The 17,310-nt window shown below is 64.7% G+C and carries 17 protein-coding genes; 7 read left to right on the top strand and 10 right to left on the bottom strand.

Going from position 1 to position 17,310, the window contains the following annotated elements; translation table 11 throughout:
- Positions 1–36: 36 nt before the first annotated feature.
- The 3 genes from cfbC to BRA49_RS12905 all read left to right on the top strand — a co-directional run bounded on the left by cfbC (position 37) and on the right by BRA49_RS12905 (position 2,923).
- Positions 37–855: a Ni-sirohydrochlorin a,c-diamide reductive cyclase ATP-dependent reductase subunit gene (cfbC, locus tag BRA49_RS12915; protein WP_292386532.1), complete on the top strand. Its 819-nt coding sequence runs from the start codon at positions 37–39 to the stop codon at positions 853–855.
- Positions 815–1,891: a nitrogenase component 1 gene (locus BRA49_RS12910; RefSeq protein WP_292386531.1), complete on the top strand. Its 1,077-nt coding sequence runs from the start codon at positions 815–817 to the stop codon at positions 1,889–1,891. Before cfbC ends, BRA49_RS12910 begins: the two co-directional genes overlap by 41 nt.
- Positions 1,892–2,449: 558 nt before the next feature.
- Complete coding sequence (locus BRA49_RS12905; RefSeq protein WP_292386530.1) at positions 2,450–2,923, top strand: universal stress protein; 474 nt, start codon at positions 2,450–2,452, stop codon at positions 2,921–2,923.
- A gap of 30 nt (positions 2,924–2,953) precedes the next feature.
- Here the strand turns inward: BRA49_RS12905 and BRA49_RS12900 are convergent, their stop codons facing one another.
- From BRA49_RS12900 to BRA49_RS12865, 8 genes are all read right to left on the bottom strand, one after another.
- Positions 2,954–3,547: a PH domain-containing protein gene (locus tag BRA49_RS12900; RefSeq protein ID WP_292386529.1), complete on the bottom strand. Its 594-nt coding sequence runs from the start codon at positions 3,545–3,547 to the stop codon at positions 2,954–2,956.
- 13 nt (positions 3,548–3,560) lie between these two features.
- Positions 3,561–4,043: a GNAT family N-acetyltransferase gene (locus BRA49_RS12895; protein WP_292386528.1), complete on the bottom strand. Its 483-nt coding sequence runs from the start codon at positions 4,041–4,043 to the stop codon at positions 3,561–3,563.
- An 80-nt stretch (positions 4,044–4,123) separates the two neighbouring features.
- Positions 4,124–4,330, bottom strand: coding sequence for a hypothetical protein (locus BRA49_RS12890; protein WP_292386527.1), 207 nt, complete (start codon positions 4,328–4,330; stop codon positions 4,124–4,126).
- Between the two features lie 105 nt (positions 4,331–4,435).
- Positions 4,436–4,804, bottom strand: a complete 369-nt coding sequence (locus tag BRA49_RS12885; RefSeq protein WP_292386526.1) for a tautomerase family protein — start codon at positions 4,802–4,804, stop codon at positions 4,436–4,438.
- 78 nt (positions 4,805–4,882) lie between these two features.
- Entirely contained in the window at positions 4,883–6,043 is a 1,161-nt protein-coding gene (locus BRA49_RS12880) for a nitrogenase component 1 (protein ID WP_292386525.1), read from the bottom strand.
- 92 nt (positions 6,044–6,135) lie between these two features.
- Entirely contained in the window at positions 6,136–7,257 is a 1,122-nt protein-coding gene (locus BRA49_RS12875) for an isocitrate/isopropylmalate dehydrogenase family protein (RefSeq protein WP_292386524.1), read from the bottom strand.
- A complete protein-coding gene (locus BRA49_RS12870; protein WP_292386523.1) occupies positions 7,242–7,733 on the bottom strand; it encodes a 3-isopropylmalate dehydratase small subunit in 492 nt (163 codons plus the stop codon). Before BRA49_RS12870 ends, BRA49_RS12875 begins: the two co-directional genes overlap by 16 nt.
- 3 nt (positions 7,734–7,736) lie before the next feature.
- Complete coding sequence (locus tag BRA49_RS12865) at positions 7,737–8,990, bottom strand: 3-isopropylmalate dehydratase large subunit (protein ID WP_292386522.1); 1,254 nt, start codon at positions 8,988–8,990, stop codon at positions 7,737–7,739.
- Positions 8,991–9,135: 145 nt separating this feature from the next.
- Here BRA49_RS12865 and mutS point away from each other — a divergent pair, with 145 nt between their 5' ends.
- From mutS to BRA49_RS12845, 4 genes are all read left to right on the top strand, one after another.
- On the top strand, positions 9,136–11,757 hold the full coding sequence (mutS, locus tag BRA49_RS12860) for a DNA mismatch repair protein MutS (RefSeq protein WP_292386521.1): 2,622 nt from the start codon (positions 9,136–9,138) through the stop codon (positions 11,755–11,757).
- On the top strand, positions 11,754–13,496 hold the full coding sequence (gene mutL / locus BRA49_RS12855; RefSeq protein WP_292386520.1) for a DNA mismatch repair endonuclease MutL: 1,743 nt from the start codon (positions 11,754–11,756) through the stop codon (positions 13,494–13,496). Before mutS ends, mutL begins: the two co-directional genes overlap by 4 nt.
- Before the next feature lie 179 nt (positions 13,497–13,675).
- A complete protein-coding gene (locus BRA49_RS12850; protein ID WP_292386519.1) occupies positions 13,676–13,840 on the top strand; it encodes a hypothetical protein in 165 nt (54 codons plus the stop codon).
- A gap of 149 nt (positions 13,841–13,989) precedes the next feature.
- Positions 13,990–14,175, top strand: a complete 186-nt coding sequence (locus BRA49_RS12845; protein ID WP_292386518.1) for a hypothetical protein — start codon at positions 13,990–13,992, stop codon at positions 14,173–14,175.
- Between the two features lie 487 nt (positions 14,176–14,662).
- On the opposite strand, the gene BRA49_RS12840 is transcribed toward BRA49_RS12845, so the two are convergent.
- Both BRA49_RS12840 and BRA49_RS12835 read right to left on the bottom strand, forming a co-directional pair.
- Positions 14,663–16,267 (bottom strand): bifunctional metallophosphatase/5'-nucleotidase, encoded by a 1,605-nt coding sequence (locus tag BRA49_RS12840; protein ID WP_292386517.1) that lies wholly within the window; start codon positions 16,265–16,267, stop codon positions 14,663–14,665.
- A gap of 124 nt (positions 16,268–16,391) precedes the next feature.
- On the bottom strand, positions 16,392–17,243 hold the full coding sequence (locus BRA49_RS12835; protein WP_292386516.1) for a S16 family serine protease: 852 nt from the start codon (positions 17,241–17,243) through the stop codon (positions 16,392–16,394).
- Between the last annotated feature and the right edge of the window lie 67 nt (positions 17,244–17,310).

Below are 17,310 nucleotides of genomic sequence, written 5' to 3'. Positions count from 1 at the left end.
ACACCTAATTACCCATGCGAGCGCATAGTAGAAATGATGAAGCAGATCGCCCTCTACGGGAAGGGGGGAATCGGGAAATCCACTACGGCGGCAAACCTATCGGCAGCACTCGCGGGAGAAGGGCTTGACATCCTGCAGATCGGGTGCGATCCGAAGCACGACAGTACCCGCATGCTGATGCACGGGACCTGGATCCCGACGGTGCTCGACCTTATCCGGGAGCGCGGGGATGCAACTATCACTGTCGACGATGTGGTCTACCGGGGCTTTGGGGGGGTGCGGTGCGTGGAGGCCGGCGGTCCGGAACCGGGGATAGGATGCGCCGGCCGGGGAATCATCGCGACGTTCCAGCTCCTTGAACGCCTGGACGCCCTCAAAGGCGACGTAATCGTCTACGACGTCCTCGGAGACGTCGTCTGCGGCGGGTTTGCGATGCCGATGCGGGAAGGATACGCGCAGGAGATCTACCTGGTCACTTCCGGCGAACTGATGTCCGTCTACGCGGCAAACAACATCGCTAAGGCCATCGCCCGTCTCTCGCGCCGGGTGCGGAGCAAGTGCACGCTCGGAGGCGTGATCTGCAACGCAAAGAACATCGACGGCGAGCGGGACCTGGTGGAAGAGTTCGCCCACAGGATTAACTCCCGGCTCATCGCCTACGTCCCCCGCGACCGCGGGGTGCAGGTTGCGGAGTTGAACCGGCAGACGGTCGTCGAATACGCCCCCGAATCGAACCAGGCAGCGGTCTACCGGGACCTCGGGCGCACGATCTGCGAAAACAGAACGACGAGTATCCCCACCCCCCTCGAGATGGATGAGCTCGAATCCTTCGCCCTTGAATTCGTCCAGGTTTGAGGGGTGCACCCTGACCGGAGCGCTCTCGGTGCTCACGGAGGTACGGGACGCTGTCTGCATCGTCCACGGTCCGGCAGGGTGTACGCACCACAACTTCTCCCTCCTCCACGCCACACTGCTCTCAAACGACCGGCTCGAAGCCCCTCGCCTCCTCTCCACCCGCCTTACGGAGAACGACATCATATTCGGGGGGGAGGATGCGCTGGAGAAGACCATAGCACGGGCGCTCTCGGTCTCCCCTGCACCCACCTCCGTCTTCGTTCTCTCGACCTGCATCGTCGAGACGATCGGGGACGACACCGCGGCGGTCTGTGCAAAACCGCGAGGCGTCCCGGTTGTCGCCGTGCCGACCGCGGGGTTCCTCGGCGGGGTCTTTGAGACCGGCGTCAGAAACGCTCTCTCCTCGGTCGCAACGCTCGCGAGTCCTGCGGCCGAAGTGACGCTGACGGCGAACCTGGTCGGCGAGAAGAATCTGGAGTACGGCGTCGACGAGAACGCGGCAGAGATCGCCCGTCTCCTTGCGCGGCTCGGCATCGGCATCAACCTCCGGTTCGTGCGGCGGATCGGCACCGGGGACGTCGAACGCCTCGGCGCTGCTGCCGTCAACATCCTCCGGGAACCGGCGCTCCGGCCGGTCGGCGAGGACCTCAAGCGGAGGTTTAAGACGCCCTGTATCGAATCGTTCCCCACCGGCCTTGCCGGGACGTGCCGGTTCCTGGAGGAGGCCGGCCGGATCTGCGGCGTCGATCCTTCGGAAGCGGTCGAGGAGGAGCGGGCCTACCAGGCGGAGATGCTCTCCCGGTTTGCCGACATCGCGGGGAGCCGGGTCTGTTTCCGGCCTCCCCACCCGGCACTCAACCCGGACCCGGTCGCAGAGGCCGTCTGCGCCGAATGCATCGAAGCCCTCGACCTCACCATCGCCCCCCCGGACGGGGTGGTCATTCCTCTGCCGTATCCTGCGCCCGTGGGGACTGCCGGCCTGCGGCGGATGCTGCACCGGTGGCGGGTGCTGATCCGGGGGAAGGGGCGGGGGTGAGGCACCGGCTGTCTGCCGGAGACTCCTGTGTCGAACATTGCGTTGATCCGACCATAAGAGATAAGACGACGGTCACCCCCGGTCCTCCATGCATAAGAACGCGGGGAGCGACTGTACCCCGATACTCGTGATCGGATAGTATATCATGGACTTCGGGTTCAACGAAGGGAGTTCTCCCTCTTGGCGAGTTCCTCGACCGGATGAACGCCGGCAAGCAGGACCGACCGTATCGGAATCGAGATATCCTGGCGACCCTGGATGAATAGTGGAGAACTCCAATAAAGCGTCCATCAGGGCAAAGGTAAAACTCTCTGATTGTCACAACTGGAGCTCTGCGCATGAAGAAGAACCTTATTTTGCAGACACATATCGATCAATCGATTGCGATCACAAGATGATAAAGAAACGTTCTGACCGGTACTGTGTTGAGAAGAAAGTGCCCTGATGCCCATGGGAATGCTGGTCCAGAACCCCGATCCCCTCTCACCCGGCAGGCACCCCACAACGTCATTTAAATACCTGGCCCACAGAGAAACTCATCGGAGAGAGTGCCAGAGTATGTTCGAACGCATCTTATTCCCAACGGACTTCTCAGAACCATCCATGAAGGTGCTGGGCTACATCCCCGCACTGAAGGAGGCGGGAACCCGGGAGGTGGTTCTCGTCCACGTCATCGACCAGAAGGAGATCACCCTGATCGCCATGGGGGGGCAGGGGTTCCTCGGGACAGTACCCGACCAGGAGACCGAGACCCAGCGGCAACTGCGGGAGGAGATCCAGCACCGGATCCTCGACGTCCGCCGGGCGCTCGAGAAGCACGGCGTGAAGGTGACCGTCCGAACACCCGTCGGCAGCCCGGGCAAGGAGATCGTGGCCGCGGCGGATGCAGAGGGAGCCTCGCTGATCGTCCTTGGCTCTCACGGCCGGTCGAACATCCGCGACCGGCTGCTCGGGACGGTCTCGGAGTACGTGATCAAGAACGCCAATCAGCCGGTCCTGGTCATCAAACGGGATAGGGTCGTCGGGAGCTAGCCCTCCCACCTTTTTCCTCAAAAAAAAGTGTTATCTCTCCTGCCGGCCTTCAAGCAGCCGCCGGATCGCCCGGAGCTCCTCCACGACCTCACCGCCGGCCGGGAGTGCCGGCGGCTCCTCCGGCCCGGCCCCGATCGCGGTCGGACCGGTCGTCCGGACGAAGTTCATGATCTTCTCCTGGAGATCCTTGGGGTCCTCGATCCCGTTGAGGAGAATCTCCGCCTGCGCCTGGGCTGAGTAGCCCGCGGTCTGCACTTTGACCGCCGAGAAGGTGAAGAACCGCATCAGGGGTCCCTGGGTGATATCGACGTTCGTGATCCGGTTGTAGGGGACGATCCCCGTCTGCCGGAACCAGACCCCCCGCTGCCAGGTGATCTCGGTGACGGTGAGCCGGTAGACGATGCTCGCGTAGTAGAGAGGGATCCAGTAGATAACGAAGAGGACGATGGCAACGACCGGCAGCGCGATAGCGAGACCGATGATCATCGGGCTGAAGAGGACGACGGGGACGAGCCAGGGCAGGACGAAGAGGACAACGGCCAGGACCAGCGAGGCGTAGAGGTAGGACCGGAACTGCGGCGCCGGTTTGAACGCCTCTCCGATACGGAGCGGGGTGAGCGGCATATGATCACACCACCTATCTCAATTCAAACGGATTAAGCCTTCCCGCAGTGAGGTCCCTCCGGAGGACGAAGCGAGCGCCTTCCTCGCCGAAGTAGGCCGGGCAGAACCCCGCCTCCCGGAATCCCCACTTCTCGTAGAGCGTCCGGGCGGCGTGGTTTTCCGGCGCAACCGAGAGGTAGACCTCCCCCGCCCCGCGCTCCCGGAGACCGCCGATGACCGCGGCAACAAGGCTCTCACCGAACCCCCGGCGCCGGTTCTCCCCCGATACCACCAGCCGGAGGATCCACCCGGTCTCCGGCCGGTGCTGCACAAGCGCCCCGATGGTGTAGCCGGCGATCGCCCCGGCGCATTCCGCGACGAGGAAGGTATCGGCAAAGAGGACGCCCGCCTGCCGGATAAAAACCTCGGGCTTGCAGCCCTCCGGGCTGTTCTCCCGCTCGAGGTCACAGACTGCCGGATAATCCGCATCGCGATATCCCCTGACGTTCACGTCCATACCGGTTTATTCGTCGTGAGGGGTAAAAAAGAGGAGGCAGCCCCTGGTTCTCACCTACCGGAGCGTACCGGGTCGCAGGTTTACTTCTTTATGCCCTTCTCAAGCATCTCGCGCGCCATCTTATACGTCTCGATCTTGTACTGCATCGCCTCGATCCGGTGCTGCTTCATCTTGATACGGGACTCGATCATCCGGATCATCAGCTGCCGCGCCTGGTCCTCATCAAGGAGATCGTACATCTTCTGGATAAGCATACCGTGGGCGGCGGGTCCGCCGAAATGTGTCATGCCATTAACCCCCTTATACCTACCTCGCCTGTACGGGCGAGATCGGCATCTCGATCTCCGCCGCCCTATAAATACCTTATGGGAGGTCCGGCCGGGCGGGAGGACTTACCGGGATGGCACGAATGCCTCGCCGTCTTCGGCCCAGTTCTCGACGGGGGGCTCGTAGAGGACAATACAGACGTCGTCGGGGCGGACGCCCGGATCACGGGCGAGGTGCCCGACGATAGCCCGATAGAGCCCCTGCTTCTTCTCGGGGCTCCGCCCCGGCATGAGCGAGACCTCGATCAGGACCGCATCGTCGGATCGGCCGGGAGGCATCGGGAAGTTCTCCTCTTTTCGCTCGCAGAGCCGGATCCAGAGGGTAGCCTCCGGGGTCTGGAGCGCATCTGCAAAAGCTTCACGGAGGCTCTCGATAAGCGATTGCCGGTACGCAACCGGCTTCCCGGAACGGATCTCAATCTTGACAAGCGGCATTCTGACCAACTCATGCGGCAGCCGGGGGATCGGATCGATTCCCCGTTCTCCTGCATGAGTGCTCTTGCACCGCGAGTATTAACGCTTTCCGGGATCCGGTCCGTTGCCTGTGCTCTCCGGGCGCCGGTTCCGGTTGATGCAGGCGTTAAGCACCTCGTCCATCAACCAGAGCGCCCCCTCGATCCCGACCAGGGCACGGGAGGAGAGGAGAACCCTGCCACGGAGCGGCGACGTCAGCCCGACAAAGGCGGCGCGGGGAGCGATCGCCCGCTCATAGGAGGAACCGAGGATCAGGTCCGGCTCGGCGTCCCGGATCATATCCCGGATGAGTGAGAAGTCGGTCGTATAGGTGACGGCGCTGCTCCATGCACCGGAGTCGTTCCGGGCGGCGATGCAGGCGATCTCGGCGCCGAGATACCGGTCGAGGAGGTCCGCGGCGAACGCGGCATACGAGCCTCCGGCAGCGATCGTCACCCGGGGCGGATCGAACCTGCGGAGATACTTCTCGCAGGCTTTTGTGATCCGGGCATCGGCCCAGGCGATCTCCTCTGCAATCGGCCGGGAATCGACGCCGTCGATCACCGCAGCAAGCGCCTCAAAGGTCTCGCCGATGGCATCGAGTCCCAGGAGCGAGCCGGACGCCGTTCCGACGCCGCTCGCAAGGTCAGGGTTCGTGCCGACGGTGAAGGGTGCCGCACAGTGCGCCGCGGCATAGCGGTCCAGGCAGAAGGTGGTAGCGACGGTCGTCCCGGCGAGGTCGAGCAGGCGTCGCGCCTCGATGGTGTTCCCCCGGCAGAAGGGGTCGGCGCGGCAGATGCCGTCGATGTTGACGCCGGTGGCATCGGGATCGACCTCCGGCGCGACCACTGCGAGCGCCCGGTGATAGCCGGCCTCGAGGTCGCCGAGGAACCCCGGGCTGTCGACGACGAGGACCCGCCCGTCACGGGCAACGCCGTTGATATCCTCGCCGATAACGGCGGGCACGCAGGTGTTGACCACGGCTATCCGGGAGTACCGGCTCTCGAGTTCCCGGATCACCTCCGCGAGGCGTGGCTCCGTGCCGAAGATGATCTCGTTCTCGACGAGAAACGTCCCGTGGACAGGGACCCCGACGAGAGACGCAGGGTAGAAGTAGCATCCGCTCGAACCATGGACGATGACGGCGAGGTCCTCGAACCCCGCAAGGCAGGCGACCGCCCCGGTCATCGCACACGGCCAGAGCGGATTCTCACACGGCATATGCTGGTCGTCTGGCATCAGTCTAGAAGATCATGGCAGTGTGGAGATATAAAAGACGGTCTTTTCCGGAAAAATAAGAGGGGGCTCTCGCCCTACACCGTCTTTACGAGCGATGCAAGATACCGCCCGACCTCGCTCGTCTTCCTCGCGCCGCCCATATCATGGGTGACGAACCCGTCAAGGATGCTCCGCTCGATCGCCCGGAGCACGGCCGCCGCGGCCTCATGCTCGCCGATGTGGTCGAGGAGCATCGAGCCCGCCCAGACGGTTGCAAGCGGGTTTGCGACGTCGAGGCCCCGGTATTTCGGAGCGGAGCCGTGGATCGGCTCGAACATCGATGTGCCCGCGGGGTTGATGTTCCCGCCGGGGGCGAGCCCAAGCCCGCCCTGGATCATGGCGCCGAGGTCGGTGATGATATCGCCGAACATGTTCGGCGTGACGACGACGTCGAACCACTCGGGGTTCTTGACGAACCACATCGTGACTGCGTCGACGAAGTTGAACTCCGTCCGGACGTCCGGGTAGCTGGTGGCGACATCAGAAAATACGTCCCGCCAGAGGCCGTAGACGTCGGAGAGGACGTTGGCCTTGTCGACTGACGTGACCTTCCTGCCCCTCCGCTCCGCGAGGTCGAAAGCGTAGCGGATCGCCCGCTCCGCGCCCGGCCGGGTGACGATGCCGATCTGGTAGGCGAGCTCGTCGGCGTCGGTCTCGACGTCGAGCCCGAATTTGACATTGTAGATGTCGCGGACGACCTCCAGGGTCTTTGACTCGCGCTCACCCCTGAACCTTGAGCCGATACCGACATAGAAATCCTCGGTGTTCTCCCGGACGACGACGAAGTCGATATCCTCCGGCCCCTTGTTCGCGAGCGGTGTTTCGACGCCGTCCAGGAGTTTGATCGGTCTGAGATTGATGAACTGGTCGAAATGAAACCGGATCGCAAGTAGGATGCCCTTCTCCAGGATCCCCGGCTTCACCCGGTCGTCGCCGATGGCCCCGAAGTAGATCGCGTTGAACTTCGAGAGCTCCCGGATATCCTCTTCGGTGAGAAGGTCGCCGGTTGCAAGGTAGCGCTCCGCACCGATATCGAACTCGGTCCACGCGATGTCAAAACCGTAGCGCTCGCCCGCGGCATCGAGGACCTCTCTCCCCGCCGCCACGATCTCGGGGCCGATCCCGTCCCCGCCGATTGCTGCTACTCTGTGCTGCATGTCTTCACCTCATCCAGGTTCTTCGCGTAGGCCACGAGGCCGCCGGAATCGACGATCTCCTTCATGAACCCGGGCACCGGCTCGACAGGGAGCCTTCTGCCGTCCGCCTCGATATAGCCGCCGGCGAGGTCCACCCTCACGGTCTCCCCGTCTTTTATGGCATCCGCCTCCGGGCAGACCAGGGGCAGGAGCCCCGTGTTGACGGCATTCCGGTAGAAGATCCGCGCAAAGGACTTCGCGACCACGACCCTCACCCCGGCGCCGAGGAGCGCAAGCGGTGCGTGCTCCCGGGAGGAGCCGCACCCGAAGTTGGTGCCCCCCACCACGACGTCGCCCTCCCAGGCCCCCTTCGCAAACTCGTCTCGCGTCCCCTCGAACGCGTGCTTCGCGAGCTCCGCCGGGTCGTAGATCGTGAGGAACCTCCCCGGTATGATCGCGTCCGTATCGATATCGTCGCCGAACTTCCAGACTCGCATGGTTCACACCTCCCTCGGGTCGGTGATCTCGCCGTAGAGGGCGCTTGCCGCTGCCGTCGCCGGCGAGGCGAGGTAGACCCGGGCCTGGGTGCTCCCCTGCCTCCCCCGGAAGTTCCGGTTCGAGGTCGAGAGCGAGACCTCGCCGGGGGCGAGGAGCCCGAACGCCCCGCCCATGCACGGGCCGCAACACGGCGCCTCCACAAGGGCTCCGGCCTCGACGAACCGCTCGATGAGCCCGGCCCGGAGGGCCTTGAGGTACTCCGTCCGCGAGGCCGGGATGACGATCACCCTTACACCGGAGGCGAAGCGGTCAGCGCTCCCCATCACCTCGGCCGCCTCGAAAAGGTCCTCGTAGCGCCCGTTCGTGCAGGAACCGATAAAGACCTGGTCGACCTTCGTCCCGGCGACCTTCGTGACGTCCACGACGTTGTCGACGTTGTGGGGGACGGCGACCTGAGGTGCGAGGTCGGTGACGTCGTAGTGCCGGCGGTCCCGGTAGGCTGCGTCCGGATCGCCCGCAAGGTCGAAGGGCTCGATCGCGCGGCGGGCGGCGACGTAGTCCCAGGTGGCCGCGTCGGGCCGGACGATCCCGGCCTTCGCTCCCATCTCGATCACCATGTTCGCGCAGGTCATCCGGCCGGCCATGTTCATCTTCTCCATCGTCCGGCCGGCGAACTCGAGCGCCATGTAAGTCGCGCCGTCGGCGCCGATATCCCCGGCAAGCGAGAGGATCAGGTCCTTCGGACCGACCCTCCGGCCGAACGTCCCATTCACCTCGATGAGAATGCTCTCCGGCACCCGGAAGTAGAGCGCCCCGAACTTCAGGACGAACCCCATATCGGTCGAGCCGATCCCGGTCGCAAACGCGCCCGCCGCACCGTAGGTGCAGGTATGCGAGTCGGTCCCGACGATGATCTCGCCCGGCGCCGCCCGCCCCTTCTCCATGACAACCTGGTGGCAGACGCCCTCGAGGAGGTCGTAGTTGTGGATTTCCTGCTCCTCTGCGAACTGCCGCATGAAGACGTGGTTCTCGGCAGCCGGTATCGAGTCGGCAGGCACCTGGTGGTCGAAGAGCATAATAATCCGTTCCGGATCGAATACGTGCTCTCCACCCATCTCACCAAAGACCCGAACCGCAAGCGGGCCGGTGATGTCGTGGATCATCGCCGCATCCACCGGCGCCATCACCACGTCGCCCGCGCGGACAGTGCTGCCGCACTTCATCGAGAAGATCTTCTCTGCGATCGTCGCCGCCATAAATTATCGTGTACCCTGTATGCGTTTCGGACGTATCTAGTTTGGCAGGAACCACCCCGGCCGGGTGGGGAATCGGAGCATTCTCCGCCGGTTTTCCGGGGCAGTACCCTTATGTGACTCCATGCGAATTCTATACGGAGATGCGATGACCGACGGACCGACCCCGGCAATGCGACAGTATTACTCAGTGAAGGCCCGGTACCCCGACGCCGTCCTCTTCTTCCGGATGGGGGACTTTTACGAGACGTTCGGGGAGGACGCCGGCGTGGTAGCCCGGGAACTCGATATCACCCTGACAGCCCGGGGCAAGGATAAGAACGGCGACCGTATGCCGCTTGCAGGGGTCCCCCACCACGCTGCCGACGGCTACATCGCCCGCCTGGTGGGCAAGGGCTACAAGGTGGTGATCTGCGACCAGGTGGAGGACCCAAAGACTGCAAAAGGCGTGGTGAAACGGGAGGTCACGAGGGTGATCACCCCCGGGACGCTCATCGATTCATCGATGCTCGGCTCCGCGGGGGCCCATTACCTGATGGCAGTCGCCCCCGACCGGAAAGAGATCTTCGGTCTCGCGTTCCTGGATGTCTCCACCGGCGAGTTCTTCGTCTCTTCCGGGAGCGCCGAGCGTGACTACGCTGATATCGTCTCGGAGACGGCCAGGTACCGCCCGTCCGAAGCAATCGTCCCGGAGAGCCTGGCGAACGCGCTCCCCGGCCGGCTTGAGGGGCTCGGGGTGACGGTGAGCCGTTACCGCGACGACGCCTTTGACTTCGACACGGCGTACGAGCGCCTCTGCGAGCAGTTCGGGACGGCGACGCTCGACGGTTACGGGTGTGCCGGGATGACGGGAGCGGTCGCCGCGGCCGGAGCGGCGCTGCGCTACGCCCAGGAGACCCAGCACTCATCCCTCTCCCACATCACGGGGCTTTCGACCCGGATCCCGTCGGGGAACATGGTGCTCGACGCGATCACATTGAGAAACCTCGAGATCACGACGGGCATCCAGGGCGTTGGCGACGGGAACACGCTTCTTGCCGCGCTCGACGTCACGGCGACATCGATGGGGAGCCGGACGATGCGCTCGTTCCTGATCAGCCCGTTGATCGAGAAGGAGGCGATCGAGGGGAGGCTTGATGCGGTGGAATGGCTCGTTGATCACGCGCTCGACCGGCAGACACTTCGCGCAACCCTCGGCGCCTTCGCCGACATCGAGCGGATCGCAGGAAGGATCGCCTACGGGAATGCCGGCCCACGGGACCTTGCGACACTCCAGGAGTCCCTCGAAGCGATCCCGGATGTAAAGGCGCTTTTTTCCGGCGAAGTGCCGGAGCTCGTCCATGAGGCCCTCGACGCGATGAGCGACCATGCCTCCGTCAGGGAACTCGTCGGACGGGCGATCGTGGACGAGCCCCCGGCGCGCGCGGTGGCCGGCGGGATGATCAGGGAAGGGTTCAACGGGAAACTCGACGAACTACGGCACCTTGCGACGTCCGGGAAGGACTGGATCGTGGAGTTCCAGCAGCAGGAGCGGGAGAGGACCGGTATCAAGTCGCTCAAGGTCGGCTACAACCGGGTCTTCGGCTACTACATCGAGGTGACGAGACCGAACCTGCACCTGGTTCCGCCGGAGTACGAGCGCCGGCAGACGACCGCGAACGGCGAGCGCTACACGATACCCGACCTCAAGGAGAAGGAGGCGATGATCGCGACCGCGGAAGAACGGCTCGGCGCGCTCGAAGCGGAGATCTACGCCGAACTCATCCGGACGCTCGCGGCGGACGTCCCCGGTCTCCAGGCGACCGCACGGGCGGTGGGGCTGCTCGACGTGTATGCGGCCCTCGCCGAGGTCGCGGCCCGCTACAGTTACTCCCGCCCGGTGATCGAGGAGAGCGGCCGGACCATCATCAGGGACGGGCGCCACCCGGTGGTTGAGCGGCACCTCCCGGTGCCGTTTGTCCCCAACGACACCGACCTTGATTCCGCCGGCGACCAGATCACGATCATCACCGGGGCGAACATGGCAGGGAAGTCAACCTACATGCGGGCGGTGGCGCTCTGCTGCATCATGGCCCAGATGGGGAGTTTCGTCCCGGCCCGTCACGCGACGGTGGGGGTCGTCGACCGGGTCTTCACCCGGGTGGGGGCGTTCGACGACCTTGCCTCGGGACAGTCGACGTTCATGGTGGAGATGCTGGAACTTGCAAACATCTTAAACAACGCGACGCCGCAGAGCCTCGTGATCCTCGACGAGATCGGCCGGGGGACGAGCACGCTCGACGGGTGCGCGATCGCCCGGGCGGTGGTGGAGTTCCTGCATGGGAAAGCAGTTTCCGGGCCCCGGACTCTCTTTGCGACTCATTTCCACGATCTGATCGACCTCGAGGGGTCGCTCAAACGGGTGAAGAACTTCCACTTCGCCGTGAAGGATACGGGAGAGGACGTCGTTTTCCTCCGGAAGATCATCCCCGGCGCGACCGACAAGAGTTACGGCGTCCACGTGGCGCACCTTGCCGGCATCCCGAAGAAGGTGACCGACCGGGCGATGACGCTCTTGAAGGAGGCATCGGTGCGGGAGAACTCCGGCGGGCCACGGGCCCCCCGCTACACCCAGATGCTCCTCGTCGATCCCGGCGAGGGAATCATGGAGGAGAACCCGGCGGTCAGGGAACTTGCGGCCTTGAACCCCGACGAGATGACGCCGATCGAGGCATTGAACACCCTGTGCCGGTTGAAGCGGCTTGCAAACGGGGAGGATGGAGGACGATGACGAAGATAGAGGTCCTCGACCCCGATACGGTGAATCAGATCGCCGCCGGCGAGGTCGTGGAACGACCCGCGTCGGTGGCAAAGGAACTCCTCGAGAACGCGATCGATGCGGGCGCAACAAGCATCCTCATCGACGTTGCCTCGGACATGGCCGGGGTCACGAAGATCCGGGTGACCGACAACGGCGAGGGCATGACGCCGGAGGAGGCGGTCCTTGCGTTTCATCCCCACGCGACGAGCAAGATCCGGGATATCGCCGACCTCTCCGCCATCCACACCCTGGGGTTCCGGGGGGAGGCGCTTGCAAGCATCGCCGCCGTCGCGGAGGTGACCCTGGTCACCCGTCCCCGGGGGGGCGCGGCACTCGCCGGGACACGGATCGTCGTCAGGGGCGGCGAGGTCGTGGAGAAGAGTGAGGTGGGTGCGCCGGAAGGGACGACGGTCGCCGTGGAACGCCTCTTCTACAACACCCCCGCCCGCCGGAAGTTCCTCAAAAGCAGGAACACCGAGCTCGCCCACATCTACACCGTTGTGGAGAACCTGGCCCTCGCGCACGGCGAGGTCGCCTTCCGGGTGGTGCATAACGGGAAGGAACGGATGGCGACCCAGCGGTCGGGAGGAGTTCTGAACGCTGTCGCGGGCCTCTACGGTGCGGATCTTGCCCGGGCCCTCGTCCCGGTCGAGGGGAAGCTCCCCTTCCTCGCTATCCGCGGCTACATCTCCCGCCCGTCGGAGAGCAGGGGGAACCCCTCGCAAGTCGTTATCAGCATCAACGGCAGGAGCATCACCTCCCGGCAGATCGCCGCCGCCGTCCGGGAGGGCTACGGCACCCTCCTCCCAAAGGACCGCTACCCGGTGACGTTCATTGACCTCTCGATCGACACCGGCCTCGTGGACGTCAATGTCCACCCGGCGAAACGGGAGGTCCGCCTCTCCCGGGAGCGGGAGATCCTCGCGGCGATTGCGGCCGCGGTAGGAGAGGCGCTCGCCGGGCACGATCTCGTCCGCGAGGCGGCGGCCGAGCCGGTACAGCAGCAGATTCTCCCGCCTGGACCGGCACCGGCAGTCGGCGAGACCGCATCGTCCTACACGGCGGGGCACCGGGAACTCACCCTCTCCGATAGGCAGCTCCGTCGGACGGAGGGCGAGGGTGCGGAGAACCTCCTCCCGGCCATGGAGCCGGTCGGGCAGGTGGCGGCGACTTACATCGTGGCGGAAGGGACCGACGGCACCCTCTACCTCGTCGACCAGCACGCGGCCCACGAGCGCATTCTCTACGACCAGGTCACGGAGCTGCGCGATGCCGGAGCCGGGTCGCAGGAACTGATCGTGCCCGTCGTTCTCTCGCTCCCCCCGAAAGAGTCTGCCGCACTCCGGGACGCAACGGGGCTCCTTGCCGGCGAAGGGTTCGTGGTGGAGGAGTTCGGCCGGGACACCTTCGCCGTCCGGGCGGTGCCTGCCGCCCTCGGCGCAGTCGAAGACCCCGAGGGCGTCAGGGAGACGATCGCCGAGATCCTGAACGGCGAGTCGCGCACCGCTCCGGGCCGGCGTGAGGCGGTCACCTGTATCGTCGCCTGCAGGGGCGCGGTGAAGGCCGGCGCCCTCCTCACGCACGACCAGCAGAAGCGCCTCCTCGCGCAGCTCGCCCGGACGAAGACTCCCTGGACCTGCCCGCATGGGAGGCCGACGGTGGTGGCGTTCGATAAGAGGAAACTCGACGGTATCTTCCGGCGAACGTAAATGGGGCCCGGGCGGAACTGGCACGAATACCACCTAAAACCCAACGTTTTTGCGATTTACCAGAAATTTCGGACCCTAACAGCAAAATATCGTATCACAATGGATTTATTCTCTGGAGATCAGAATGGCTGCATGTCACAGTGGGAACAGACCCGCTGCGGACGAAAGGATTGAACCACGTGACGTTACTCCAGCAGATTCGTCTCTGGATGAGGACCAGGAGCGAAGGAAAGCAGTATCACGACTGTGAGAACGACTCAGTTATCGAACCCTACTTCGATATCTCTCCCGAAGCGACCCTCTCGCCGGCTCTCAATGAGATCTCGGCGGAGGAGATCGAGTGACGGAGAACCTCCAATAAAACATCCTACCGAACACATCACCTCTAACCCAGAATAACCACACCACCCATTTTTATCTCTGCGGGATCGAAGGGGCAGAGCAGGAAGAGCCCCTGCATAAGGGGGATAGTTCACTGCACGGAAAAGACCGTGTGCATGACCGAGTTGATCCGGTCTTCCCTGATGACGTAGCGACCGACGATGTGTACCGGTCTTCCCTGACGATGGGGACGGAGAAGACCGGTTCGTATGCCGCAACGTCGTCAAGGGAGATCTTCTCTGTCGAGACCCACTCCGCCCCGACGCCGGCACGGAAATCCTTCGTACAGGGGGGTTGACGTAAGTGCCGTTTGCCGGGACGGGTCCCGGAGCAGGGGTCGGGACGAACGTGGATTCGGCCGGGGCGAGGTCGAACCCGGGCAAACATATCCTGAGGTTGTCCCAAAAGGATCTATGAACCACCGGTATACCCAGATTGAAACACTTGTATCTACGGGATCTGCCATCTGAACCGGATCTTGGGCTAGAAGGGTGAAATGGCTTTCCATAGGGAGTCGCACCTTCGCACCTGCGGTGCTCAAACTCCTGTCCTGCGGACAGTCGTTCCTGCCGGAACGTCGTTCTTTGGTGCTTCTGCTCCGGACGTCCCGTCCATCGCATATCGCCACGCGGGGAGATCCTGCCGTCCCGGGCAGGAGCTTGAGAAACTCGAAGCGTTTCGAGTGAGGGTCCGGGGAGGTGCGACCGGAGGGAGCTTGAGCACTGTCAGGCGCGAAGGGGTGTCCCCCTCCCGGCAAAGGTGTTTTGGGACAAACTCCCTCTCCGTCACGTCGCGTTGACGACCGTGATCCTTCCCTCGACCGCCGGGGCTGCAGGCACGTTCACGCGCAGGTACTCGATGACGGGGTCGATGTCATAGACGCCCAGCGCGGCCACGTCCCCCCCTTCGAAGAGAGCGTAACCGTCCCCGCCGCCGGCGACAAACTCGCTCGTCACCACCCGGTAGGTGCGGCCGTCCCGGAGGGGCGCCACCGTGCCGCTGGAGGTCACGGAGACGTCCCTGACGCGGCTGCCGGGGTGGACGACGTGCGGCGTGCCGTCAGGGTCGTAGGTCGCGGTATACGGCGTCGCACCCGCGTCGATGGTGAAGGCAAGACCGCTCACCTGCAGGAACCCGCCAGAGGCGACCCCGCTCATCTCCTCCGAGAGGGCGGCGGCGGAGATCTCCAGTGCCTGCCGGATCTGCCCGCCGGTCAGGTTGACGGCGACAAGCCTGTTCTGGAAGGGGAGGATCGTCTCCACGTCATCGCGGGAGAGCGGACCGGCCGGGATGACGGTATCCCCACGGATGCCGCCGCCGTTCACGAGCGCGATATCCGCCCCGGGGAGCGCCGCCCGCCAGGCGTCGGCGACCAGGTTGCCCGCGGCCGCCTCGCCGCCCCGCACCGCGCTCCTCCGGAGGTCGAGCGGCGCTGCAAGCACCCCCGCGGTCCCGTTGACGGCCGCCCGGTGCTCCGGGAGGTAGGGGGCGAGGAGCGCATCCACCGCCGGGTCCGCGGGGACGGTCTCGTCGAGGAAGACCCATTCCCATGACGGGTCCGTGATCCCCGTCCCGGTGCAGGTGAACCGGAGCACCCCGACCCGCTCTCCCCGCATTCCGTCGCTGACGATGACGGTCTTCCAGCCGCCGGGGCCTTCGACCGTCTCGTTTGCGTAGATGTGGTCATGCCCGCCGACGATCAGGTCGATGCCCGCAACCGACCGGGCGACCTCGCGGTCGAGTTCCACCCCCGTGTGGGTGAGGGCGATCACGACCGCCGCTCCCTCTGCCCGGAGGTCCGCCGCCGTCCGTGCGGCAACCCCCGCAAGGTCGGGATCGACCCGGACCCCGTCGCCGGGCCGGGAGACCCGGGCGAGGTCGGGCGTCATCAGCCCGAAGACCCCCACCTTCACCCCGCCGGCATCTAGGATCGCCGAGGGCCGCACTGCCCTGCCCCCGGAGGGGATCAGGTTTGCGCAGACGATCGGGAACCCGGCATGATCGGTCGCGTTCCAGTAGGTGGGGGCGCCGTAATCGAACTCGTGATTGCCGGGGCAGGCGGCGTCGTAGCCGGCGAGGGTCATCGCCCGCAGTTCGGGCTCGCCCCCGAACGTGCTGTACATCGTCCCGGTGAGGTCGTCGCCTGCCGAGAGGAGGAGCGCATCGTCGGCGGCAGCCCCGAACGCCCTCGATATCGTGGCGATCCGGGCGATCCCACCGACCATGCACCCGGTCTCATTTTGGTACGGCTCCACCTGGCCGTGCAGGTCCGACGTGAAGATCACCACGAGGTCGGCTGACGGGTCCCCGTCGCCGGCCGGGAGGAGGAAGAAGAGCCATCCGGCAACGGCGACGGCAAGGAGGAGAACAAGCAGGTAACGGGGTTTCATCACCGGATGTTTCGCGCTTCTGAGAGTTATTGCCGTCGATCGGGAGCGACGGGCGGTTCGGGGACCCGGTCGGCGTCGCCGGGCTGCCGGATCGGGTGCGAGAGAAGTATCGGCCGTGAAGCGGTCAGGACGCCGTGGCGGGAGCACGGACGTAGGCGAGCAGGTCGTCGAGAGTATCCACGTACCCCACCCGGATACCGGTGTTCTCCTCTAGGTATTCTTTCGCGTCCACGACAACCGGGCGCTGTCGTGTTATCCTCAGCCCGCCGAGCGTTCGGGGTTCCTCCCGGCGGTCGACAACCTGGTCGTTCTCGCTTGAGAGGATCAGGAGGGCCTTTCCGCTCGCTGCAGCGGCCTCGGCCTTCTCGAGGATCCCGCCGACCGGACCGATCTTTCCGTCCTCATCGATGGTCCCCGTCACGGTCACGCTCTCGTTGAGCGAAAAACCCTCCAGGACCGAGAGGAGGAGTGCGGTCATCAGCGCTCCCGCGCTGGGGCCGTCAATCTCGGAGACATCTTCCGGGCCCTGGATGCTGAAGATGATGTCGCTCGCCGCAAGGTCTGCACGGGAGTGGTCGGCGGCGAGGGTGACCGCAAGGTTCGCGGCATCTTGAAAGACAATCCCCATCCGGGGCGTCGTCTGGACAAGCACCCTCCCTTTCCCGGGCACGACCTCGACCGAGACGTTCACCATCGCTCCCTCTTCAGTCACTTCCCTGAAGAGAAACAGGTTGCCCTGATCGACCTCGATCTTCTGGAGAATGACCGGCGCCTGCATCGAGGCCGTGCCGGTCCCGGTCGTCCTCTCTACGGGGAGAGGAGCCGCTGTTGCGGCAGGAGCGGCAGTCACCTCCCCGGATCCGGGGACAGCCGGAGAGCGGTCGTCGACCGGGCAGAGGACGACTGCAAGGAGGAAGACGTTCATGACGAGCGAGAGAACAAGCAGAACCGCGAATGTCTTCTCCCGTACCCACATACGCTGCCCGCATACTATTCGTCCGGATATATACCTTTCCGAGAGCGACGGACGGAACGTCCGGAGC

It is taken from the genome of Methanoculleus sp. UBA430, from assembly GCF_002506585.1.
In the GTDB taxonomy this organism is placed as follows: domain Archaea; phylum Halobacteriota; class Methanomicrobia; order Methanomicrobiales; family Methanoculleaceae; genus Methanoculleus.
The sequence above is the reverse complement of the archived record's forward strand: the minus strand, read 5'-3'. Positions and strand labels throughout refer to the sequence as shown.

Excerpts from the sequence above, each read along its gene's own strand:
- cfbC (WP_292386532.1), top strand. The coding sequence starts at position 37 with ATGAAGCAGATCGCCCTCTACGGGAAGGGGGGAATCGGGAAATCCACT.
- BRA49_RS12910 (WP_292386531.1), top strand. The coding sequence starts at position 815 with ATGAGCTCGAATCCTTCGCCCTTGAATTCGTCCAGGTTTGAGGGGTGC.
- BRA49_RS12905 (WP_292386530.1), top strand. The coding sequence starts at position 2,450 with ATGTTCGAACGCATCTTATTCCCAACGGACTTCTCAGAACCATCCATG.
- BRA49_RS12900 (WP_292386529.1), bottom strand. The coding sequence starts at position 3,547 with ATGCCGCTCACCCCGCTCCGTATCGGAGAGGCGTTCAAACCGGCGCCG.
- BRA49_RS12895 (WP_292386528.1), bottom strand. The coding sequence starts at position 4,043 with ATGGACGTGAACGTCAGGGGATATCGCGATGCGGATTATCCGGCAGTC.
- BRA49_RS12890 (WP_292386527.1), bottom strand. The coding sequence starts at position 4,330 with ATGACACATTTCGGCGGACCCGCCGCCCACGGTATGCTTATCCAGAAG.
- BRA49_RS12885 (WP_292386526.1), bottom strand. The coding sequence starts at position 4,804 with ATGCCGCTTGTCAAGATTGAGATCCGTTCCGGGAAGCCGGTTGCGTAC.
- BRA49_RS12880 (WP_292386525.1), bottom strand. The coding sequence starts at position 6,043 with ATGCCGTGTGAGAATCCGCTCTGGCCGTGTGCGATGACCGGGGCGGTC.
- BRA49_RS12875 (WP_292386524.1), bottom strand. The coding sequence starts at position 7,257 with ATGCAGCACAGAGTAGCAGCAATCGGCGGGGACGGGATCGGCCCCGAG.
- BRA49_RS12870 (WP_292386523.1), bottom strand. The coding sequence starts at position 7,733 with ATGCGAGTCTGGAAGTTCGGCGACGATATCGATACGGACGCGATCATA.
- BRA49_RS12865 (WP_292386522.1), bottom strand. The coding sequence starts at position 8,990 with ATGGCGGCGACGATCGCAGAGAAGATCTTCTCGATGAAGTGCGGCAGC.
- mutS (WP_292386521.1), top strand. The coding sequence starts at position 9,136 with ATGACCGACGGACCGACCCCGGCAATGCGACAGTATTACTCAGTGAAG.
- mutL (WP_292386520.1), top strand. The coding sequence starts at position 11,754 with ATGACGAAGATAGAGGTCCTCGACCCCGATACGGTGAATCAGATCGCC.
- BRA49_RS12840 (WP_292386517.1), bottom strand. The coding sequence starts at position 16,267 with ATGAAACCCCGTTACCTGCTTGTTCTCCTCCTTGCCGTCGCCGTTGCC.
- BRA49_RS12835 (WP_292386516.1), bottom strand. The coding sequence starts at position 17,243 with ATGTGGGTACGGGAGAAGACATTCGCGGTTCTGCTTGTTCTCTCGCTC.